The organism is Variovorax boronicumulans, from assembly GCF_030812215.1.
GTDB lineage: Bacteria > Pseudomonadota > Gammaproteobacteria > Burkholderiales > Burkholderiaceae_C > Variovorax > Variovorax boronicumulans_C.
This window is the reverse complement of record NZ_JAUSSG010000001.1, coordinates 274,266-293,280: the sequence shown is the minus strand read 5'-3', so window position 1 is coordinate 293,280 and position 19,015 is coordinate 274,266. Positions and strand designations below refer to the sequence as shown.

At 67.9% G+C, this 19,015-nt stretch carries 14 protein-coding genes; 2 read left to right on the top strand and 12 right to left on the bottom strand.

From position 1 onward, the window contains the following. The first annotated feature begins 39 nt into the window (after positions 1 to 39). Both dnaE and J2W23_RS01385 read left to right on the top strand, forming a co-directional pair. Positions 40 to 3,558, top strand: a complete 3,519-nt coding sequence (gene dnaE, locus J2W23_RS01390) for a DNA polymerase III subunit alpha (protein WP_307647398.1) — start codon at positions 40 to 42, stop codon at positions 3,556 to 3,558. A gap of 95 nt (positions 3,559 to 3,653) precedes the next feature. Next, complete coding sequence (locus tag J2W23_RS01385) at positions 3,654 to 4,031, top strand: YgiW/YdeI family stress tolerance OB fold protein (RefSeq protein ID WP_176658016.1); 378 nt, start codon at positions 3,654 to 3,656, stop codon at positions 4,029 to 4,031. Here the strand turns inward: J2W23_RS01385 and J2W23_RS01380 are convergent. The 12 genes from J2W23_RS01380 to J2W23_RS01325 all read right to left on the bottom strand — a co-directional run bounded on the left by J2W23_RS01380 (position 4,006) and on the right by J2W23_RS01325 (position 19,000). Then, positions 4,006 to 9,237, bottom strand: coding sequence for an AAA domain-containing protein (locus tag J2W23_RS01380; RefSeq protein ID WP_307647397.1), 5,232 nt, complete (start codon positions 9,235 to 9,237; stop codon positions 4,006 to 4,008). The genes J2W23_RS01385 and J2W23_RS01380 overlap by 26 nt on opposite strands. Before the next feature lie 61 nt (positions 9,238 to 9,298). After that, positions 9,299 to 10,519 (bottom strand): SprT-like domain-containing protein, encoded by a 1,221-nt coding sequence (locus J2W23_RS01375; RefSeq protein ID WP_307647396.1) that lies wholly within the window; start codon positions 10,517 to 10,519, stop codon positions 9,299 to 9,301. A gap of 73 nt (positions 10,520 to 10,592) precedes the next feature. Further along, positions 10,593 to 12,323 carry a peptidoglycan D,D-transpeptidase FtsI family protein gene (locus tag J2W23_RS01370; protein WP_307647395.1) on the bottom strand — a complete coding sequence of 577 codons (1,731 nt, stop codon included), beginning with the start codon at positions 12,321 to 12,323 and terminating at the stop codon, positions 10,593 to 10,595. Between the two features lie 112 nt (positions 12,324 to 12,435). Beyond that, a complete protein-coding gene (gene tolA, locus J2W23_RS01365) occupies positions 12,436 to 13,353 on the bottom strand; it encodes a cell envelope integrity protein TolA (RefSeq protein ID WP_176658013.1) in 918 nt (305 codons plus the stop codon). Between the two features lie 3 nt (positions 13,354 to 13,356). Continuing rightward, on the bottom strand, positions 13,357 to 13,797 hold the full coding sequence (locus tag J2W23_RS01360) for an ExbD/TolR family protein (RefSeq protein ID WP_176658012.1): 441 nt from the start codon (positions 13,795 to 13,797) through the stop codon (positions 13,357 to 13,359). 15 nt (positions 13,798 to 13,812) lie between these two features. Further along, complete coding sequence (gene tolQ / locus J2W23_RS01355) at positions 13,813 to 14,535, bottom strand: protein TolQ (protein WP_307647394.1); 723 nt, start codon at positions 14,533 to 14,535, stop codon at positions 13,813 to 13,815. After that, positions 14,532 to 14,990, bottom strand: coding sequence for a YbgC/FadM family acyl-CoA thioesterase (locus tag J2W23_RS01350; RefSeq protein ID WP_307647393.1), 459 nt, complete (start codon positions 14,988 to 14,990; stop codon positions 14,532 to 14,534). Before J2W23_RS01350 ends, tolQ begins: the two co-directional genes overlap by 4 nt. After that, positions 14,987 to 16,183 (bottom strand): pyridoxal phosphate-dependent aminotransferase, encoded by a 1,197-nt coding sequence (locus J2W23_RS01345; RefSeq protein ID WP_307647392.1) that lies wholly within the window; start codon positions 16,181 to 16,183, stop codon positions 14,987 to 14,989. The genes J2W23_RS01350 and J2W23_RS01345 overlap by 4 nt, the downstream gene beginning before the upstream one ends. Continuing rightward, positions 16,180 to 16,716, bottom strand: coding sequence for a transcription antitermination factor NusB (gene nusB, locus J2W23_RS01340; RefSeq protein WP_013541937.1), 537 nt, complete (start codon positions 16,714 to 16,716; stop codon positions 16,180 to 16,182). The genes J2W23_RS01345 and nusB overlap by 4 nt, the downstream gene beginning before the upstream one ends. Then, positions 16,713 to 17,174, bottom strand: coding sequence for a 6,7-dimethyl-8-ribityllumazine synthase (gene ribH / locus J2W23_RS01335; protein WP_176658009.1), 462 nt, complete (start codon positions 17,172 to 17,174; stop codon positions 16,713 to 16,715). The genes nusB and ribH overlap by 4 nt, the downstream gene beginning before the upstream one ends. Positions 17,175 to 17,180: 6 nt before the next feature. After that, a complete protein-coding gene (gene ribBA / locus J2W23_RS01330) occupies positions 17,181 to 18,338 on the bottom strand; it encodes a bifunctional 3,4-dihydroxy-2-butanone-4-phosphate synthase/GTP cyclohydrolase II (RefSeq protein ID WP_176658008.1) in 1,158 nt (385 codons plus the stop codon). Continuing rightward, positions 18,335 to 19,000, bottom strand: coding sequence for a riboflavin synthase (locus J2W23_RS01325; RefSeq protein WP_307647391.1), 666 nt, complete (start codon positions 18,998 to 19,000; stop codon positions 18,335 to 18,337). Before J2W23_RS01325 ends, ribBA begins: the two co-directional genes overlap by 4 nt. Positions 19,001 to 19,015 lie beyond the last annotated feature (15 nt).

Genomic DNA, 19,015 nt, shown 5'->3' with positions numbered 1-19,015 from the left:
AACCCACATGGTGGGGGCGGTGCTTTCTACAATGGCAGGATGTTTGTTCACCTGCGCCTGCACACCGAGTTTTCCGTCGTCGACGGCACCAACCGGATCGACGAAGTCATCAAGGCCGCCGCTGCCGACAAGCAGCCAGCCCTCGCCATCACCGACCTGAACAACCTGTTCGGGGCGGTCAAGTTCTACAAGCAGGGGCGAGGCAAGGGCGTCAAGCCCGTCATCGGCGCTGAAATCTTCATCGAGGGGCTGGGCAAGGAGCCCGGCGTGCTCACCCGCCTCGTGCTGCTGGTGCAGAACATGGAAGGCTACCTGAGCCTGTCCGAATTGCTGGCACGCGCCTGGACGCAGAACGTGGGCCGCGGCCAGTCGCAGGCGGCCTGCAAGCTCGAATGGCTCGAAGAGCTTTCGGGCGGACTGATCGTGCTGTCGGGTGCGCAGGCGGGGCCGCTGGGCGTGCCGCTGCTGCAGGGACAGGAAGAGCGCGCCGCCGAACTGGCGCTGAAGCTGGCGGGCATGTTCCCGCACCGCTTCTACATCGAACTGCAGCGCGCGGGCCGTCCGGAAGACGAGCCGCATGTCATCGCCGCCGTGAAGCTCGCCGCACGCCTGAAGCTGCCGGTGGTCGCCACGCACCCGGTGCAGTTCGCCGAACGGCAGGACTACGAAGCGCACGAGGCGCGCGTGTGCATCTCCGAAGGCGAAATCCTCGGCAACCCGCGCCGCGTGCGCAAGTTCACCGAAGAGCAGTACTTCAAGTCGACCGCCGAGATGCAGGCCCTGTTCGCCGACGTGCCGAGCGCGCTGGCCAACACGGTCGAGATCGCCAAGCGCTGCAACTTGACGCTGGTGCTCGGCAAGCCGCAGCTGCCCGACTTCCCCACGCCCTTCATCAGCGAAGGCGTGCGCATGCCGATCGACGACTTCTTCCGCCAGGAGTCGTTCGAGGGTCTGGAGGTGCGCCTCGCGCACCTCTATCCCGACGTCGCCAAGCGCGACGCCGAGCGGCCGCGCTACGTGGAACGCCTGGAGTTCGAGATCAAGACGATCCTGAACATGGGCTTCCCCGGCTACTTCCTGATCGTGGGCGACTTCATCAAGTGGGCCAAGGAAAACGGCTGCCCGGTCGGCCCGGGTCGGGGCTCGGGCGCCGGCTCGCTGGTGGCCTATGCGCTCAAGATCACCGACCTCGACCCGCTCGAATACAAGCTGCTGTTCGAACGTTTCCTGAACCCCGAACGCGTCTCGATGCCCGACTTCGACATCGACTTCTGCCAGGGCAACCGGGACCGCGTGATCGACTACGTGAAGGACAAGTACGGCCGCAACGCCGTGAGCCAGATCGCTACCTTCGGCACCATGGCCGCGCGCGCCGCCATCCGCGACGTGGGCCGCGTGCTGGACATGAGCTACATGTTCTGCGACGGCATCAGCAAGCTGATTCCCAACAAGCCGGGCATGTCGGTCACGCTGCAGTACCCGCCCGAGAAAAAGATCGAGGGCGACAAGAACAACTACGCCATCGAGATGGAGCCGCAGCTCGCGCAGCGCATCGAGAAGGAAGAAGAAGTGCGCATGCTGGTCGAGCTCGCGCAGAAGCTCGAAGGCATGACCCGCAACATCGGCATGCACGCCGGCGGCGTGCTCATTGCGCCGGGCAAGCTCACCGACTTCTGCCCGCTCTACCAGCAGCCGGGCAGCGACTCGGCGGTGAGCCAGTACGACAAGGATGACGTCGAAGCCATCGGCCTCGTGAAGTTCGACTTCCTGGGTCTTGCCACACTCACCATCCTGGAGATCGCGAAAGAGTTCATCGTCAAGCGCCACAAGGGGCAGGAGAACTTCGCGTTCGAGAATATTCCACTGAAGGACGCGGCCACCTACCGGCTCTTCTCCGAAGGCAAGACGGAGGCGGTGTTCCAGTTTGAATCGCGCGGCATGCAGGGCATGCTGAAAGACGCGCGGCCCACGCGCCTGGAAGACCTGATCGCGCTGAACGCGCTGTACCGTCCGGGCCCGATGGACCTGATTCCCAGCTTCGTGGCGCGCAAGCACGGCCGCGAAGAGGTCGAGTACCCGCACCCGGCCGTGGCCGAGATGCTCTCGGAGACCTACGGGATCATGGTCTACCAGGAGCAGGTCATGCAGACCGCGCAGATCCTGGGCGGTTACTCGCTCGGCGGCGCGGACTTGCTGCGCCGCGCGATGGGCAAGAAGAAGCTCGAGGAGATGGCCGAGCACCGCGAGAAATTCCGCGCGGGCGCGCTCGCCACGCACGGCATTCCGCAGGACAAGGCCGACGAAATCTTCGACTTGATGGAGAAGTTCGCGGGCTACGGCTTCAACAAGTCGCACGCCGCCGCCTACTCGCTGCTGGCGTACCACACGGGCTGGCTCAAGGTCCACTACACGGCCGAATTCTTCTGCGCCAACATGACCGTGGAAATGGACGACACGGACAAGCTCAAGCTCTTGTTCGAAGACGCCCAGAAGAATTTCGGCATCACCTTCGAGCCGCCGGATGTGAACCGAGGCAACTATCGCTTCGAACCCGTGACCGACAAGGTGATCCGCTACGGCCTGGGCGCCGTCAAGGGCACGGGCCAGCTCGCGGTCGAGGCCGTGGTGCGGGCGCGCGAAGAGGGCGGGCCGTTCAAGAGCCTGTTCGATTTCTGCGTGCGCATCGACCGCCAGCGCATCAACAAGCGTACCGTCGAGGCACTCATCAAGGCCGGCGCGTTCGATGCGATCCAGCAGAACCGCGCGGCACTGATCGCCTCGGTGGACCGCGCCTTCGAATTCGCCAGCGCGACGGCGGCCAACGCCTCGCAGGTCGATATCTTCGGCGACTGCGAGCACGGCTCGGCCACCGCCGAACCCGACCTCGTCGACGCCACGCCGTGGGGCGTGAAGGAGCGGCTGACGCTCGAGAAAACGGCCATCGGTTTCTACCTTTCGGGCCACCTGTTCGACGAGGTCTCGCACGAGGTGCGGCGCTTCTGCAAGCGCGAAATCGGCGACCTGCTCGACAGCCGCGACCAGCAGGTCATCGCGGGCATCGTGAGCGACTTCCGCGTGATCAACGGACAGCGCGGGCGGCTCGCGATCTTCAAGCTGGACGACAAGTCGGAGTCCATCGACGCGACGGCCGACGAGGCGCTCATCAACGCCAACCGCAACACCCTGAAGGACGACGAACTCGTCATCGTGAGCGGCCGGCTGCAGCCCGCGCGCGGCGGTTTCGAGGCGCGCTTCCAGGTGCAGCAGGTGTGGGACCTGGCGACGGCGCGCTGCCGCTTCGGCAAGTTCCTGCGCGTGGCGGTCAACGGCAAGGCGCCGGACATCGCGCGGCTGGTGAAGGACTTTCCGCCGCGCACCGAGCAGACGGAAGTCGGCGACCTGGTGCAGGGCCTGCCGGTGCGCCTGTCGATGGCGCGCGGCGGCGCGCAGGTCGAGCTGCAGTTGGGCGAGCGCGCCAAGTTCTTCCCGACCGATGCCGCGCTCGCGAGCTGGACGGCGCAGGCGGAGGCGGGCAAGGCGCTGATCGTCTACGAGTGAATGGCCCTTGGGTTTCGAGGGTCGTGGAACGTTTGGGCGCGTACGGCGTCCATCTGTTTCTTCACAACCAGGCTGTTCAAGGAGGAACGATTGCCATGACCCATACCAAGACCACCAAGACCCTGAAGACCGCCGCGCTCGCGCTCGGCATGTCGCTGGCGATGTCCGCCGCCTTCGCCCAGTACGCCGGCCCGAGCACCGTGCCGACGATGACGGTCAAGCAACTGCTGGACACCGGCAAGGACGACCAGCACGCCACGCTGCGCGGCTTCATCGTCTCTCACGATGGCGGCGAGCACTACACCTTCGCCGACGACAGCGGCCGCATGAAGGTGGAGATCGATGCCAAGCATTTCCCGGCAGGCGTGAAGATCGACGACAAGGTCCGCGTCGAGATCACGGGCGAGTTCGACAAGGACCTCGTCGGCAACAAGGCCGAGCTGGACGTCAAGCGGCTGAGCCTGGTGCGCTGACGACCTCGGCGGCGGGTTCTTCCGCCGCTGCCTTCTTGCCCTTCTTCCGGAGCGCCGACTCGATCTGTTCGAGCACGGCCTCCGGCGCGTGCAGCCAGTCTTTGGCGAGCACCTGCACCACCTGCCATCCGAACGCATCGAGTACCCGCGGCCGCGAGACATAGCGCTCCAACACGTTGCGGTTCTCGTAGTGCGTCGCGGTGTCCACGAGGATGCCCAGCGCATAGTGCCCGGCCTCCGGTGCACGCAGCGCGAGGTCGCAGCGGAAACGCGACTGCCCCACCTGCTCATCGACCGCATGGCCGCGCGCACGCAGTGCCGCCGCAAGCTGCGCAGTCACCTCGTCGGCGCGAACGTGCTGCGCGCTGCTGCCGCGCGTGAGCGGGTTCATGCCTTCGAGCACGCGTCGCGCCGTGGCCGAGTCGCCGCGCGACAGGCACTCCGCATAGCGCAGGAACTGCTTGAGCGCCGCGGCGCCTTCGTTGTGGTCGTTGGTGATCGCCTCGTGGCGGATCGTCGAGACCACGGCCATGTGGTGCCGCGCGCGGCTGAAGATCACGTTGAGCCGCTTCTCGCCGCCGCGCTGGTTGATCGGGCCGAAGTTCATCAGCATGCGGCCCTCGGGGTTCGGGCCGTAGCAGATGCTCAGGATGATGATGTCGCGCTCGTCGCCCTGCACGTTCTCCAGGTTCTTGATGAAGAGGCCGCAGAACTGGTCGTCTTCCTCGCGCACGTACTCGGCCTCGAGCCGCGCGGCGAAGTCGCTGTCGATGGCGCCCAGCGCATCGAGCTCGGCTTCGATCTCGGTCTGCTGCGCCTCGGAGAACGCCACGATGCCCAGGCTGCGCCCGGTCTCGCGCTTGAGCAGTTCGCGCACCAGTTGCGCGATGTGGCGCGCCTCGCCGTCGTTGATGCGGTTCTCGTACACCGCATCGGTCACGCGGTGGAAGCTGATGGCGCGCGAGAGCAGGGCGTCGACGTTCGCTGCCACCGATTCTTCCGACGGGCTGCGCGACTGCACGAGGATCTCGTCGCGCGCATCCGCCGGCAGGCTCCGGTCCGGAATGGTGAACAGGTTGCCCGCGTAGAAGGCCGCGTTCGAAAAGCCGATGAGCGACTCGTAGCGGCTGCGGTAGTGCCAGGCAAGCAGCGTGGCCGGCAGGTTGCGCGCGCCCTGGTTCAAGAGGCTGTCGGCATCGAGCACCACGGCGATGCGGTCGCCTTCGTCTTCCACCGAGACGGTGTCGTCCTCGGGGTCGCGGCCCGAGGAGAAGAAGCTCGTCGGCGGCAGCTGCATCTCGTCGCCGACCACGATGATCTGCGGCGCGCGATAGAGCGCGGGCACGGCTTCTTCCACCGGAATCTGGCTGGCCTCATCGAAGATCACCACGTCGAACAGGTCGGCCGCGAGCGGCAGCGTGTCGGACACCGAGAGCGGGCTCATGAGCCAGATCGGCTTCATGTCGCGCACCACCTGCCCGGTCTCACCCGAGGCGAGTTCGCGGATCGCCTTGTAGCGCATGGTCTTGCCGAACTCGTGTTCGAGCTCGCGGCGGCCCGCGTTGTAGCTCTTCTTGAAGAGCTTGCCGGTGGCGTCGAGCTGGCTCGCGGGGAGGGCGCTGGTGCGCACATGCTCGCGAAAGCGCTGGCGCACCGCGGCGGCGAGCGTGCGGGCGTTGCGGTCGAGCAGCTTGCGCTCTCCCTCGGCGAGGCGCTGCGCATGGCGCGCCAGCGCGGCGCTGTCGAAGCGCGGCAGCCAGCGCTCGGTGCGGTAGACGCGCTCCAGGCCCTCGCGCGCGACGGCGTATTCGATGGCCTCGGGTGCGAGCGGCAGCGTGCGCAGGGCCTTGCCCAGGGCGGGGTCGGCGCCGGCCAGTTCCTGCAGGTGCGGGAGCACGGTCGGCAGGGTGTCGGCTTGTTCACGCAGCGTGCGGGCCAGTGCTTCGAGCGAGGCCAACGGCTGCGCGGACGGGTCGTCGAGCAGGTCGCGCCACAGGGCATCGAGCGCGTCGGTGCGCTCGCCGAGGGCGGCCAGCCGCTCGACGTTGCGGCTCGCGCCGGGGTCGGTGCGCAGGTGCGCGTGGAAGGCCGCGCGCAAGCCGCTACCGGTGGCATCGCCGCGGCGCAGGGCGTCGAGCTGCTGCACGAAATCGTCGGGGTCGGTGCAACCGTAGGTGGCCTCGATCTGCGACGCCTGCTTGCCGACGGCCGCGCGGGCCGTGTGCTCGGCCAGCAGTTCCTCCAGCACCTGGCTGGGCTGCGGGCGCACCGCGTGTTTGGCGAAGTCGTAGCGGCGCTTGAGTTCGCCCGACAGGCGCCACCACGAGGGCTGGAGCCAGCGCAGCAGGGAGCCTTGCTGCGCCTTGGCCTGGACGAGGCCGGCTTCGGTGTCGCCCGGGGAAAACTTGTCGCGCCAGTGGCCTGTGCGTTCGAGCGCTTCCTTGAGCACCTGCTGCAGCGCGCGACGCTGCGCCATCGCCTCGCCGAACGCGAGGCTGGTGGGGTGCGCGGCGTCGAGCAGCGTGAGATGCCCGCGCGCGGCGAGAGCGGAAACACGGCGAGCGTCGGCCACCACGGCCAGCGCATCGCCCCAGAGCGTGGGCGCATCGCCCAGTGGCGGCCAGGCGTCGGCCAGCGCATCAAGGTGCGGGCCGGTCTGTTCGGCCGCGCGATCGCTGAGTTCGACCAACCGTGCGAGCGGCCGCTCCTGCCGCAGCAGCGCGGGCGCAAGTTGCGCGAACGCATGGGCCGAAAGGTACGGCACGCCGAGGCTTTCGGTGACCGCGAGGTGCAGGCGCGCGACGAGGTCTTCATGCTGGCGCCAGGCCGCGAAGGCGGGCAGGGCCTCGGCCTGCAGCGGTGTCAAAGCGGGATCGTGCGGCTTGAGCGCGATCAGCCGCGCCATCAGCGTGCGCACCGCCACGGCCAGGTGCTCGGGCACCTCACGCATCGCGGCGTCGAAGCGCTCGAGCGCCTTCAGGTCGGTGTCCATGGTGTCGACGAGCTGGGTGCGCTCGCGGGTCTCGGCGTCCAGCTCCTCGGGCGCCGCGAGCCAGTGCTCGTAGGTCTTCTTGAGGTTCTGCACGAAGGCCTTCTTGTCGCCTTGCGAGTCGTGGATCATGCAGCACAGCTCGTCCAGCCCTTGCTGCCGCAGGCGGTGGAACACCACGTCGATGGCCGCGCGTTTCTCGCAGACGAACAGCACGCGCTGCCCGCGCCCCACGTAGTCGGCGATGAGGTTGGTGATGGTCTGCGACTTCCCCGTGCCCGGCGGCCCCTGGATGATGTAGCTGGTGCCGGTGCGTGCGAGCGCCACGGCGGCGGTCTGCGTGGCATCGGCCTGCACCACGGGCCACTGGTCGGCCAGCGGCAGTGCGGCGGGCGGCTCGGCGTCGACCTGGCGCGGCTGCAGCGAGAACACGCGGTCGAAGGCATCGCTCGCGATCTCGGATTCGCTCAGCGCCGAGTAATCGCGCACCAGCGACATCTTGCGGTGGTTGAAGTTGCCGAGCGTCACCGAGGTGAGGTCGACGTCCCACTGGTAGGGGTTGCCGCTGCTCTCGTGCAGCGAATAGGTCTGCTGTTCGGTCTGCGCCGTGGTGGACGCCATCTGCGGCGCGCGCGGCAAGGGCCGCGCACCGACCGCATCGCGCAGCGTCAACGCAACCGGCCGCACCTTGGCGTGATAGAGCTGCAGGCCGCGCGGGCGGAAGTCGTCCTTCGCGTAGCTGAAGTCCTGCGCCGCCACCGGCTGCGCGCCGGGGTTGCGCACGCGGGTGCGGCGCTTGAACTGCTCGAGCCGCTGGCGGGCGCGCTGGTGGATCAGTTCGATCTCGGGCTGCTTCACCAGCCGCAGCTGCACGCCGGGCTCGGTCGTCGCGATCTGCGCGGCCAGCTGGGCGTGGAACTGCTCGATGGTGGTCTCGCGCAGGTCGATGGTCTCGGGCAGCACGATGCCGTAGAGCTGGCGAAGGTGGTGGCGCAGCGTCGGGTTCACTTGCGCCTCGCTGGAAGCGGCTTCGAGCAGGTACTGGTCCTTCACGCCCTTCTTGCGCGTGAGTTCGACCGACAGCATCAGGAGCGGCGAGGCGATGCGTTCGGCCCGCTCGGCTTCTCCCTCCTTCAGGTTGTGCCAGCGCAGGAAGGCGATGACCAGCGAGAGCTGCGAGAAGCCGTACTCGGAGCGGTCGCGCCGCGCCTCCTGCAGGATGCGGTCGAGCGCGCCCGGCAGGTACGGCTGGTCTTCGAAGCGCAGCCAGCGCGCGAGCGGCACCGGGTCGCAGGTGGCGATGTCGTTCGCGAAGCGGCCGTCCCACGCGCAGAGCTGGTCGACGCGGATGTTCTTGATGTCCACCACCAGCGGCACGCTCGCCACCGTGAGGTTCACATGCGTCTGGCTCGGCTTGAAGTGAAGCAGGCGGTTGCGGCGCGAGAGATCGAAGAGGCGATCGCGCAGGTGCACCCGGATCGCCTGGCGGCGCTGGCCTGCGCCGTCCTTCGCGGGCGCGATGCGGTCGAGGCCCAGGTCCAGCGGCTGGTCGCGGTAGGTTTCGAGGCGACGGATCACCGAGGGCAGGTCGCGCGCGCGTTCGTGGCGGTCGAGCGCGGTCATCTCGCCGATCACCGCACCCACCACCGGGTGCAGGCGGCGGTTGAGCGCGAACAGGTTGCCGCGGTTGGCGACGAAACGGCCGAGTTCTTCGCTGTCGGTGAAGTCCAGGCCGCACGAGAGGCTGGCGAGCACCTGGCCGAGGCAGAGGATGTCGGTCAGCGCGTCGTGGTGTGCGAATCGCAATTCCCAGGCGGTGTAGCCGGGCAGGTAGACGGGGCGCGTCGGCAACGCGTCGGGCGCGGCATCGGCCATGAGTGCGAGGTTCTCGACCGAGACGCCTTCGTCGGCATCGAGCGTCACGCGGTGCTCGCCGACCACGCGCAGCACGGAGGCGGCGGGCGCTTCGAGCGGCGCGATGGCGTCGCGGTTCTGGCGCGGCTCGGCGCCTTCGGGCTGGGCGAGCACGAGGGCGGGCGTGTCGTCGACGCGCAAGGCGAAGGCGCTGCCGAGCGCGGCGACCTTGCCTTGCTCGTGCAGTGCGGACACCTCGCGCAGCAGCGGCAGCACGAGGCTCAGCACGTCGTCGGTCTGCAGGCCGCCGTGGGCGTCGGCGGTGTCCAGCAGTTGCAGCAGGGGGGCGATGGCGGCGGTCATTCGAATACCTTCGTGCTTCGCACTGCGGTGCGCGCTTGCTTGGGGCGGCCCGGCGCGGTGCTCATGCGGAGGCGCCTTGCAGGTGTTGGGCGGCTGCCTTTTCGAGCAGCGTGGCGGCATCGCGCTTCACGCGGGTGAGGCTGCGCTTGGGAAAGCGCATGTCCTTGACGACGCGCTCTTCAAGTTGCGCGGCGCAGCCTATCGATTCGGCGAGGCCGAGCGCGGCGGCGAGCGTGATGTCGTCCAGGTCCGGGTCGGCCGCGACGAAATCGACCAGCACGCTGGCGAGGTAGTCGTGCATGCCGCTCGGCACCGGTGCGGGTGGCGGCAAAGGGGCCGAGGGCGGCGCGAAGTTCGGAAAGAAACGGCGCGCATGGGCCAGCAGCGAATCGGATTGCAGGAAGGGCTGTTGCAGCAACCGGGCAATGGTTTCCCGCGTCAGCGCGTCGGCGCGCTGCTGCCCGAGCAGGTCGAGCGTGGCGATGTCCAGCGGGCCTTCGAGCGCGCCGCTCAGCCATTCGTCGGCCTCGGGCTGGCGCTCGGTCCACAGGCGCAGCGCCCGCGCCCGCACGAACACCTCGGGATGGCTGGTGCCGCGCGTCCGGATCTCGGGCGCGGCGCAGATTTCGTCGGCCTGCCGCAGGTAGCTCGCCGCATTCACCTGATTCAGCCCCGTCTGCACCTTGACCAGCGCGGTCACCGCGGGTTCTAGCGCCTCGCAGGCGATGCAGGCACCGCGGTCGGCAAAGGCCTCGGTGTAGAGGCCGTAGCGGCGCGCCGCATGCAGGTGGCTCGCGTCGGCGCGCGAATCGGCGGCCGCGGCCTGAAGGATGCGGTCGACCACGTGGTACTTGCCGCCGTCGCGCTCCCACAGCAGGTAGTGCGCCAGTTCATGGCCGAGCACTGCCTGCAGCTCGGCACCCTGCAGTCGTTCCATCAGCGGACCCGAGAGCACGATGTGCGCCTCGCCCGGCAGGAAGAAGAGCGTGGCATTCATCGTGCCGTCGCCCGCCTGGTAGAGCGCGACGCGCGCCGTGATGCCCAGGCGCTGCACCGCCGCGTTGCAGTGCGCGTGCAGCTCGGGGTGGGCGTCGGCATCGAGCCGGTACGAGTTGCGCAGCAGGTCGGCGCGCACGGCTGCGGCGTGTTCCTCGCGCGCCTCGGCGGAGGCGGCCCAGCGCCAGACTTCGGGCTCGTTCGCCTGCAGATGGGCGGCCAGGGCCTGCTGGTAGGGGAGCGGGGTCAGGTCTTCGAGGCGAACGGCGGGAGGGAAATCGACCATGTCAGGAGCGCCGGCAATGAGTTGCCGACGATCCTAAACGAGGGCGGTGAATCGATGCGCCATCGGTGCGCCATCAGTGCGCCATGGAGGCCACCGGCAGGTCGGGCAGCACGTTCAGGATGCGCAGCGTCTGCTGCACCACCTGGCTGAACACCGGCGCCGCCACCAGCCCGCCGAAGTACTTGCCCGCACCCGGCTCGTCGATCATCACCGCGACGATGATGCGGGGCTTGTCGATGGGCGACATGCCGGTGTACCAGGCGCGGTACTTGTTGCTCGCATAGCCCTTGCCGACCTGCTTGTGCGCGGTGCCGGTCTTGCCGCCGACCGAGTAGCCCTCGGTCTGCGCGAGCGGCGCGGTGCCGCCGGGCGCGGCGGCCATGTGCATCATCTTGCGCACCTCGCTCGCGACCTGCGGCGAGAACACCTGCACGCCGGGCGGCTCGGTGTCGGTGCTTTTCAAGAGGCCCACCGGAATGACCTCGCCGTCGTGCGCGAAGGCCGTGTAGGCATGCGCGATCTGGAACAGCGACGCCGAGAGCCCGTAGCCATACGACATGGTGGCCTGCTCGATCGGCCGCCACGACTTCCAGGGCCGAAGGCGCCCGGTCACCGCGCCGGGGAAGGGCGTCTGCGGCTTCTGGCCGAGGCCCAGCGCGGTGAACGAGTTCCACATTTCCTGCGCCGTCATGCGCTGAGAGATCTTGGTGGCGCCCACGTTGCTCGACTTCTGGATCACCCCCTGCACCGTCAACACGCCGAAGTTCTCGTCGTCGTGGATGGTGGCGCCGGCCACCGTGATGCGGCCCGGGTTGGTGTCGATGATGGTCTGCGGCGTCACGCGGCCGAGTTGCAGCGCGGTGGCGATGGTGATCGGCTTCATCGTCGAGCCTGGCTCGAACACGTCGGTCATCGCGCGGTTGCGCAGCTGCTCGCCGGTGAGGTTGCGGCGGTCGTTCGGGTCGTAGCTCGGGTAGTTGGCCATGGCGAGCAGTTCGCCCGTCTCGGCATCGACCACCACCACGCTGCCCGCCCGGGCCTTGTTGGCGACCACCGCGTCGCGGATCTTCTCGTAGGCGACGAACTGCACGCGGTCGTCGATGCTCAGCTGGATGTCGTGACCGTCGGTCGGCGGCACCTGGTCCTCGGTGTCCTCGACGATGTGGCCCAGCCGGTCCTTGATGACGTGGCGCGAGCCCGCCTTGCCGGCCAGCTCGCCGTTGAAGGCGAGCTCGACGCCTTCCTGCCCGATGTCCTCGACGTTGGTGAAGCCCGCCAGGTGCGCGGCCGCCTCGCCCTCGGGGTACTGGCGCCGGTAGTCGCGGCGCAGGTAGAGGCCCTTGATGCCAAGTTCGGCGATCTGCTTGCCGACGGCGGTGTCGACCTGGCGCTTGATCCAGACGAAGCTCTTGTCCTCGTCCTCCAGCTTCTTGTCGAACTCCTTCTGCGGCATGCCGAGCAGCTTGGCCGCCTGCCTGAGCTTGGCCTGCACGGCGGGATCGTCGCGCTCGATGTCCTCGGGAATGGCCCAGATGCTGGGCGCCGGTATGTCCGAAGCGAGGATCAACCCATTGCGGTCGAGGATGCGTCCGCGGTTCGCGGGCAGCTCCAGCGTACGCTGGTAGCGCACCTCGCCCTGGTGCTGGAAGAAGTCGTGGTTGAAGACCTGTACATAGGCGGCCCGGCCGGCCAGCAAAACGAAGCCGAAGGCGATGCTGGCCACGATGAACTTGCTGCGCCAGACGGGGGTGGGACTGGCGAGCAGCGGACTGCTCCCATAGCGGATGCGACCGGTGGATTTCATCTTGCGCTCTTGTGCGGGCACGGAGCCCGGCTGTTGTTGTGCGCGGGTAGACAGCGCGGCAACAACGGAGTTCCGGGCAGCCTTGCGAAAGGCTGTCCGGAACTGGCGCGAATCAGCGCTTGGGCCTGAGCGAGACGATCAGCGACGGGAAGATGCGCCCGTCGGTGTCGCGCGGCAGCTTGTCGGTCTTGCGCAGGCCGCGCTCGGCCGCTTCGTCCCAGGCGGGCAGGCCGCTGGAGCGGGTGAGCTTCACGCCGACGATGGTGCCGTCGGGTGCGAGGTTCACCTCGAATTCGGCGGCGGGGTTGCCGTTCACCGTGTCGGCATCGGGGAAGGTGATGTTCGGGCGCACCGCGGCGGCGATGCGTCCGGCATAGCCGCTCGACGGACCCGAGGACCGCAGGGCCGTGCCCTTCGAATCGTCGGCACCGCTCGCACCCGCGAGACCCTGCATGCGCTTGAGCGTGGCAGCGCGGTCGGCGGCGGCCTGCTTCGCGGCGGCCTCGGCTTTCTTGGCTTCGGCCTGCTTGGCCTCGGCTTCCTGCTGCTTCTTCTGGTCGGCGAGCTTCTGCTGCTGTTCCTTCTTGCGCTGCGCCTCGTCCTCGGCGCGCTGCTTGGCTTCGAGCTCTTTCTTCTTTTGCTGTTGCTGCTGCTCGAGCTCGCGCTCTTTCTGTTCCTTTTGCTCCTTGAGCTTCTTCTCGCGCTCCAGGGCAATGTCAGGAGCCTTCGGCGCGGGTGCGGGCTCGGGGGCCTTGGCAGCGGGAGGCGGTGGTGGCGTTGGGGCAGGCGGAGGCGGCGCGGGAGCGGGCGTCGGTGCCTCCGGTGCGGACAGGCGCGGCGCGGCCTGCTGCACCGTGGACGACCACAGTTCCGCATCGACGGCGCCTTCGTCGGCGTCGCTGCGCCAGCGCACGCCCCACGTCAGCGCCGCGATCAGCAGCGCATGCGCGATGAGGGCGAGCACGACGGCACGCGGCGTGCCGCGCTGCGGGGGCGGCGCGAACTCGGGGCGATCCAGTGCGAGCGACATGCCTTATTTGCCGCCCGTGGTCGTGACCGACAGGCCCACGCGCTCGATGCCGCTGCGCTTGAGCTGGTTCATCGCCTTCACGACGGTTTCGTACTTCACCGACTTGTCGGCGCTGATGACCACCGGACGCTGGGCGTCGCCGCCCTGAGCCTGCTTCGCGGCAGAACCGATCTGGGTCATGGGGATCGAGGTGCTGCCCGTGTTGCCAGTGGACGGGTCCTTCTTGATCTGCACTTCGTCATCGCTCTTGATGACGATCTCGATCGGCTTGTCGGGCTGCTTGTTGGCGCGGTCGACCGAGGGCAGGTTGATCACGCTCGGCGTGATGAGCGGCGCGGTGACCATGAAGATGATCAGCAGCACCAGCATCACGTCGATGAACGGGACCATGTTGATCTCGTTGATCGTCCGGCGGCCGCGGCCCCGGGATGAAACGGCGGGCATGCGCTCGGACTCCGCTCAGCGGTTGGCCGGAGCCACCGTGGTTGCTGCGGCGGCCACGCCCGGATTGGCCGAGAGGTTGCGCTGCAGGATGTTGGAGAACTCCTCGATGTAGGTTTCGAGGGCAATGGCGATCTTGTCGATCTCGCGGGCGAAGCGGTTGTAGCCGACCACCGCAGGAATCGCGGCGAAGAGGCCGATGGCCGTGGCCACCAGCGCTTCGGCGATGCCGGGCGCCACGGTGGCAAGCGTCACCTGCGCGAGGGCTGCGAGGCCGGTGAAGGCATGCATGATCCCCCAGACCGTGCCGAAGAGACCCACATACGGCGACACCGAACCGACGGTGGCGAGGAACGAGAGGTTCTGCTCGGCCGCATCGAGCTCGCGCTGGAAGCTCGCGCGCATGGCGCGGCGGGCGCCGTCCAGCAGCGTGGCGGGGTCGCTCACGTGGCGCTCGCGCAGCTTTTGATACTCGCGCATGCCCGAGGCGAAGATGCGCTCCATCGGCCCTGCGAACTTGGCGTTCTGGGCGGCCGACGCGAACAGCTCGTTCAGGCTGGTGCCCGACCAGAACTCGCGCTCGAAATCGTCGTTCAGGGCGCGCATGCGCCGCAGCGCGAAGTACTTGCGGATGATCGCGGCCCAGCTGGCAATCGAGACGATCACGAGCAGCAGCACGACCAGTTGCACCACGAAGCTCGCGTGGAGCAGGAGGTTGATGATGGATAGATCTTGGTTCATGGCTTGAAAGGTTGAGTCATGGAGCCGCCGCAGCGCTCGAAGGTTCCCGAAACCCGGGAAGGGATGCGTGCGGGACGCAGCGTGGCGGCGTTCACCCACCCGATACGGATCGTGCCTTCGCACAGCAAGACCGGTGCCGCGGCGCCGGTTCGCTCTTGCTCTGTTTTTGATAGCACTTGCTGTCCGATTATCAACGAGGCAGTGCCCAGTTGTTGAAGATCGGCTGTGACCAGCAGTTCGTCGTCGAGCCGGGAGGGCCGATGGTATTTGAGCTGTGTTTCGCTCACCACGAACTGGCCGCCGGTTTCTTCCTTGAGCTTGCGCTGCTCGACGCCCAGGGAGCGCAGCCATTCGGTGCGCCCGCGCTCCATGAACTTCAGGTAGTTGGCGTAGAACACGATGCCGCCCGCATCGGTGTCTTCCCAGTAGACGCGGATCGGAAACGCGTAGCTCATGCAGCGCGGTTCTCGGCCATCGCGCGCAGGCGTTCGACGGCTTCCTTCAGATGCTCCATCGAACTCGCGGTGGAGAAGCGCACGAACTTCGCGGTCTCTGCCGTGCCGAAATCGCGGCCGGGCGTGACCGCGACGTGGGCGCGTTTCATCGTCTCGAAGGCGAAGTCCCAACTGCCCGAGATGCCGAGCTTTTCGGCAAAGCTGGTGCAATCGGCCCAGGCGTAGAAGGCGCCATCGGGCACCACGGGCACGTTCAGGCCCAGTGCGTTCAGTTGCGGAATGAACCAGTCGCGGCGCGCCTTGAACTCGGCGCGGCGGCGTTCGTACTCGGCGATGCTCGCATCCTCGAAGCAGGCGAGCGCCGCGTATTGCGACACCGTGCTCGCGCAGATGAAGAGGTTCTGCGCGAGGCGCTCGACCACCGGCACCAGCACTTCGGGCACCACCAGCCAGCCGAGGCGCCAGCCGGTCATGTTGAAGTACTTGCTGAAGCTGTTGATGCTGATGACGTTGTCGTCGATGTCCAGCGCCGTCTGCCCGAAAGCGTCGTCGTAGGAGAGACCCAAGTAGATCTCGTCGATCAACGTGATGCCGCCGCGCTCGGACACGACCTTGTGGATGCGGCGCAGCTCATCTGGCGCGATCGAGGTGCCGGTCGGGTTCGATGGCGAGGCGAGCAGCACGCCGCGCGTCTTGTCGGTCCAGGCGGCCTCGACCTTGGCGGCGGTGAGCTGGAAGCGCTCTTCGGCCGTGGTCGGGATGAGCACGGCCTTGCCGTCCGCGGCGCTCACGAAGTGGCGGTTGCAGGGGTAGCTCGGGTCGGGCAGCAAGATCTCGTCGCCCGATTCGATCAGCGCGAGGCAGGCGAGCTGCAACGCGGCCGAGGCGCCGGCCGTCACCACGATGCGGCGGGCGGGCACGTCAACGCCGAAACGTTGGGAGTACCAGCCGCTGATGCGTTCGCGCAGGTGGTCGAGGCCGGTGGCTTGCGTGTACTGCGTGGCACCGGCGCGCACGGCGCGCAGCGCGGCTTCCTGCACCAGTGGCGGGGCGGTGAAATCGGGCTCGCCGATGTTCAGGAAGATCATCGGCCGGTCGGTGTGCGCCACTTCGCGCGCCAACGCACCAGCAGCCTTCGCCACCTCCATCACATAGAAGGGCTCGATGCGCTCCGCGCGCGTCGAGATCCTCATGCCTTGGCCTTGCCGGAAGCGCGATCCGCTTCCACTTCGAGCGGACGCAGCTGCGGCGCCAGCCCGTTGAGCACGGCGTTCACGTACTTGTGGCCGTCGGTGCCGCCGAATTCCTTGGCGAGCTCGATGCACTCGTTGAGCACCACGCGCCAAGGCACGTCGGGGCAGTTCTGGAACTCGTACACACCGATCCACATCACGGCGTGCTCGATGGGCGAGATTTCCTCGAACTTGCGGTCGAGCAGCGGACGGATCAGCGCATCGAGCTGCTCGGCGTTGTCGATCGAGCCGTGCAGCAGCGCGTCGTAGTGCGCGGCGTCGGCCTTGTGAAAGCCCGCGAGGTCGCGCGTGAAGTGGTCGATGTCGGTCGGGTCGTTGCGGCCCACCAGGTGCTGGTAGAGCGCCTGCAGCGCGAACTCGCGTGCGCGGCTGCGGTTGGACTTGGCCGAAGCCTTGCGTGCGCCGGTGCTGGTGAGGCCCGTGCGCGACTGGCGGGGCTTGGCGCCGCCTGCCTTGGTGGTGTCTTCGGTCATGAAAGGGTGGCCAGCAGTTGCGCCATCTCGACGGCGACCTGGGCTGCATCGCGGCCCTTGTCGGTCTGCCGTGCGACGGCCTGCTCGAGGTTTTCGGTGGTGAGGATCGCGTTGGCGATGGGAAGGCGGTAATCGAGCGCGATGCGGCTCACGCTCGCGCCCGATTCGTTGGCCACCAGTTCGAAGTGGTAGGTCTCGCCGCGGATGATGCAGCCCAGCGCGACGAGCGCGTGGTAGCCGCCTCGCTCGGCCAGCGCCTGCAGCGCCACGGGCACTTCGAGTGCGCCGGGCACCTTCAGGTGATGGATGTCGGCCGCAGCCACGCCCAGCGCTTCGAGCTCGGCGAGGCAGGCCGCTGCCAGCGCATCGGTGATGTCGGCGTTGAAGCGTGCCTGCACGATGCCGATGCGCAGGCCCTTGCCGTTGAGCGCGATTTCGCCCTTGTTTGAACCTTGCATGGTCGGTCAGTCTTTCGTGAGGTAGCCGGCGATTTCGAGGCCGTAGCCCGCTGCCATGCTGGGCATGCGACGCGGCGTGCCCAGCAGGTTCATCTTGTGCACGCCGCATTCGCGCAGGATCTGTGCGCCGATGCCGTAGCTGCGCAGGTCCATGCGGCCGCGCTCGGGCGCTTGCGCCGGGCGCGCGGTGCCGTCGAACTGCGCGAGCAGCTCGCCGGCTGTCTCGCCGCAATTCAGCAGCACGGCCACGCCCTTGCCCTCGGTCGCGATGTGCGAGAGGCTGGCGTCCAGGCTCCAGGAGTGCAGCGAGCGGTTGATTTCGAGCGCATCGAGCACCGAGAGCGGCTCGTGCACGCGCACCGACACCGTGTCTTCAGGCGCCCACTTGCCGCGCACGAGCGCCAGGTGCACCCCGCGGCTGGGCTTGTCGATGAAGGCGTGGGCGGTGAAGGCGCCCCAGGCGGTTTGAATCTCGCGGCAGCCGACCTTCTCGACCAGCGATTCGACGCGGCTCCTGTGCTCGATGAGCGCGGCGATGGTGCCGATCTTGATGTCGTGCTCGGCCGCGAAGACCTGCAGGTCGGGCAGGCGGGCCATGGTGCCGTCTTCGTTCATCACCTCGCAGATCACCGAGGCGGGCGAGCAGCCGGCCATGGCGGCGAGGTCGCAGCCGGCTTCGGTATGGCCGGCGCGCATCAGCACGCCGCCGTCCACCGCCTGCAGCGGGAAGATGTGGCCGGGCTGCACCAGGTCGGCGGCCACGGCATTGCGCGCGACGGCCGCCTGCACGGTGCGGGCGCGGTCGGCGGCAGAGATGCCGGTGGTCACGCCTTCTGCCGCTTCGATGGACACGGTGAAGGCGGTCGAATGCTTGGCGCCGTTGCGCTGGACCATCGGCGGCAGCTGCAGCCGCTCGCACATTTCGCGCGAGAGCGTGAGGCAGATGAGGCCGCGCGCATGGCGGGCCATGAAATTGATGGCTTCGGGCGTGATGTGGTCGGCCGCGATGACGATGTCGCCTTCGTTCTCGCGGTCTTCCTCGTCCACCAGGATCACCATGCGGCCCGCGGCCAGCTCGGCGACGATCTCCTCGACCGATGAAATGGGGGCTGGCGCGCGCGCGGCGCTCGGGGCGGCGCCGATGGGCGTGACGGAGGCGTTCATTCGGCGGTGTCCTTGGAATACGTGGCGGTCTGCGGGACCCCGACGCCGGCCTGGAGCATGCGCTCCACGTAGCGCGCCACGGTGTCGATTTCTAGATTGACCTTCGAGCCGGCCTTGAGGCCGCCGAGGGAGGTGTTGTCCACGGTGTGCGGGATCAGGTTGATGCTGATCTCGGCGCCGTCTTCGGTGTCTTTGACGCTGTTGACGGTGAGGCTCACGCCGTTGATGGTGATCGAGCCCTTGTAGGCCAGGAAGCGGGCGAGGGCGGGCGGTGCGACCACGCGCAATTCCCAGCTTTCGCCGACCGGCTCGAAGAAGCTCACCGTGCCGATGCCGTCCACATGGCCCGAGACGATGTGGCCACCGAGGCGGTCGCTCGCGCGCAGGGCCTTTTCGAGGTTGATGCGGCTGCCCTCGTCGGTCAGGCCCGCGGTCTTGTCGAGGGATTCGGCCGAAATGTCGATGGTGAACTGCTGCCGCTCGGGAGCGAGCGTGGTGACGGTCATGCAGGCGCCGTTCAGCGCGATGCTGTCGCCCAGCCCGACGTCGTCGAGATAGCCGTCAGGCACCGCAATGCTGAGTCTTTTGCCGTAGGAGGAGGAGGTGCCGAGGTCGTGGATGGCGGCGATGCGCCCCACGCCGGTGATGATTCCGGTGAACATTTGCACATTTTCGCA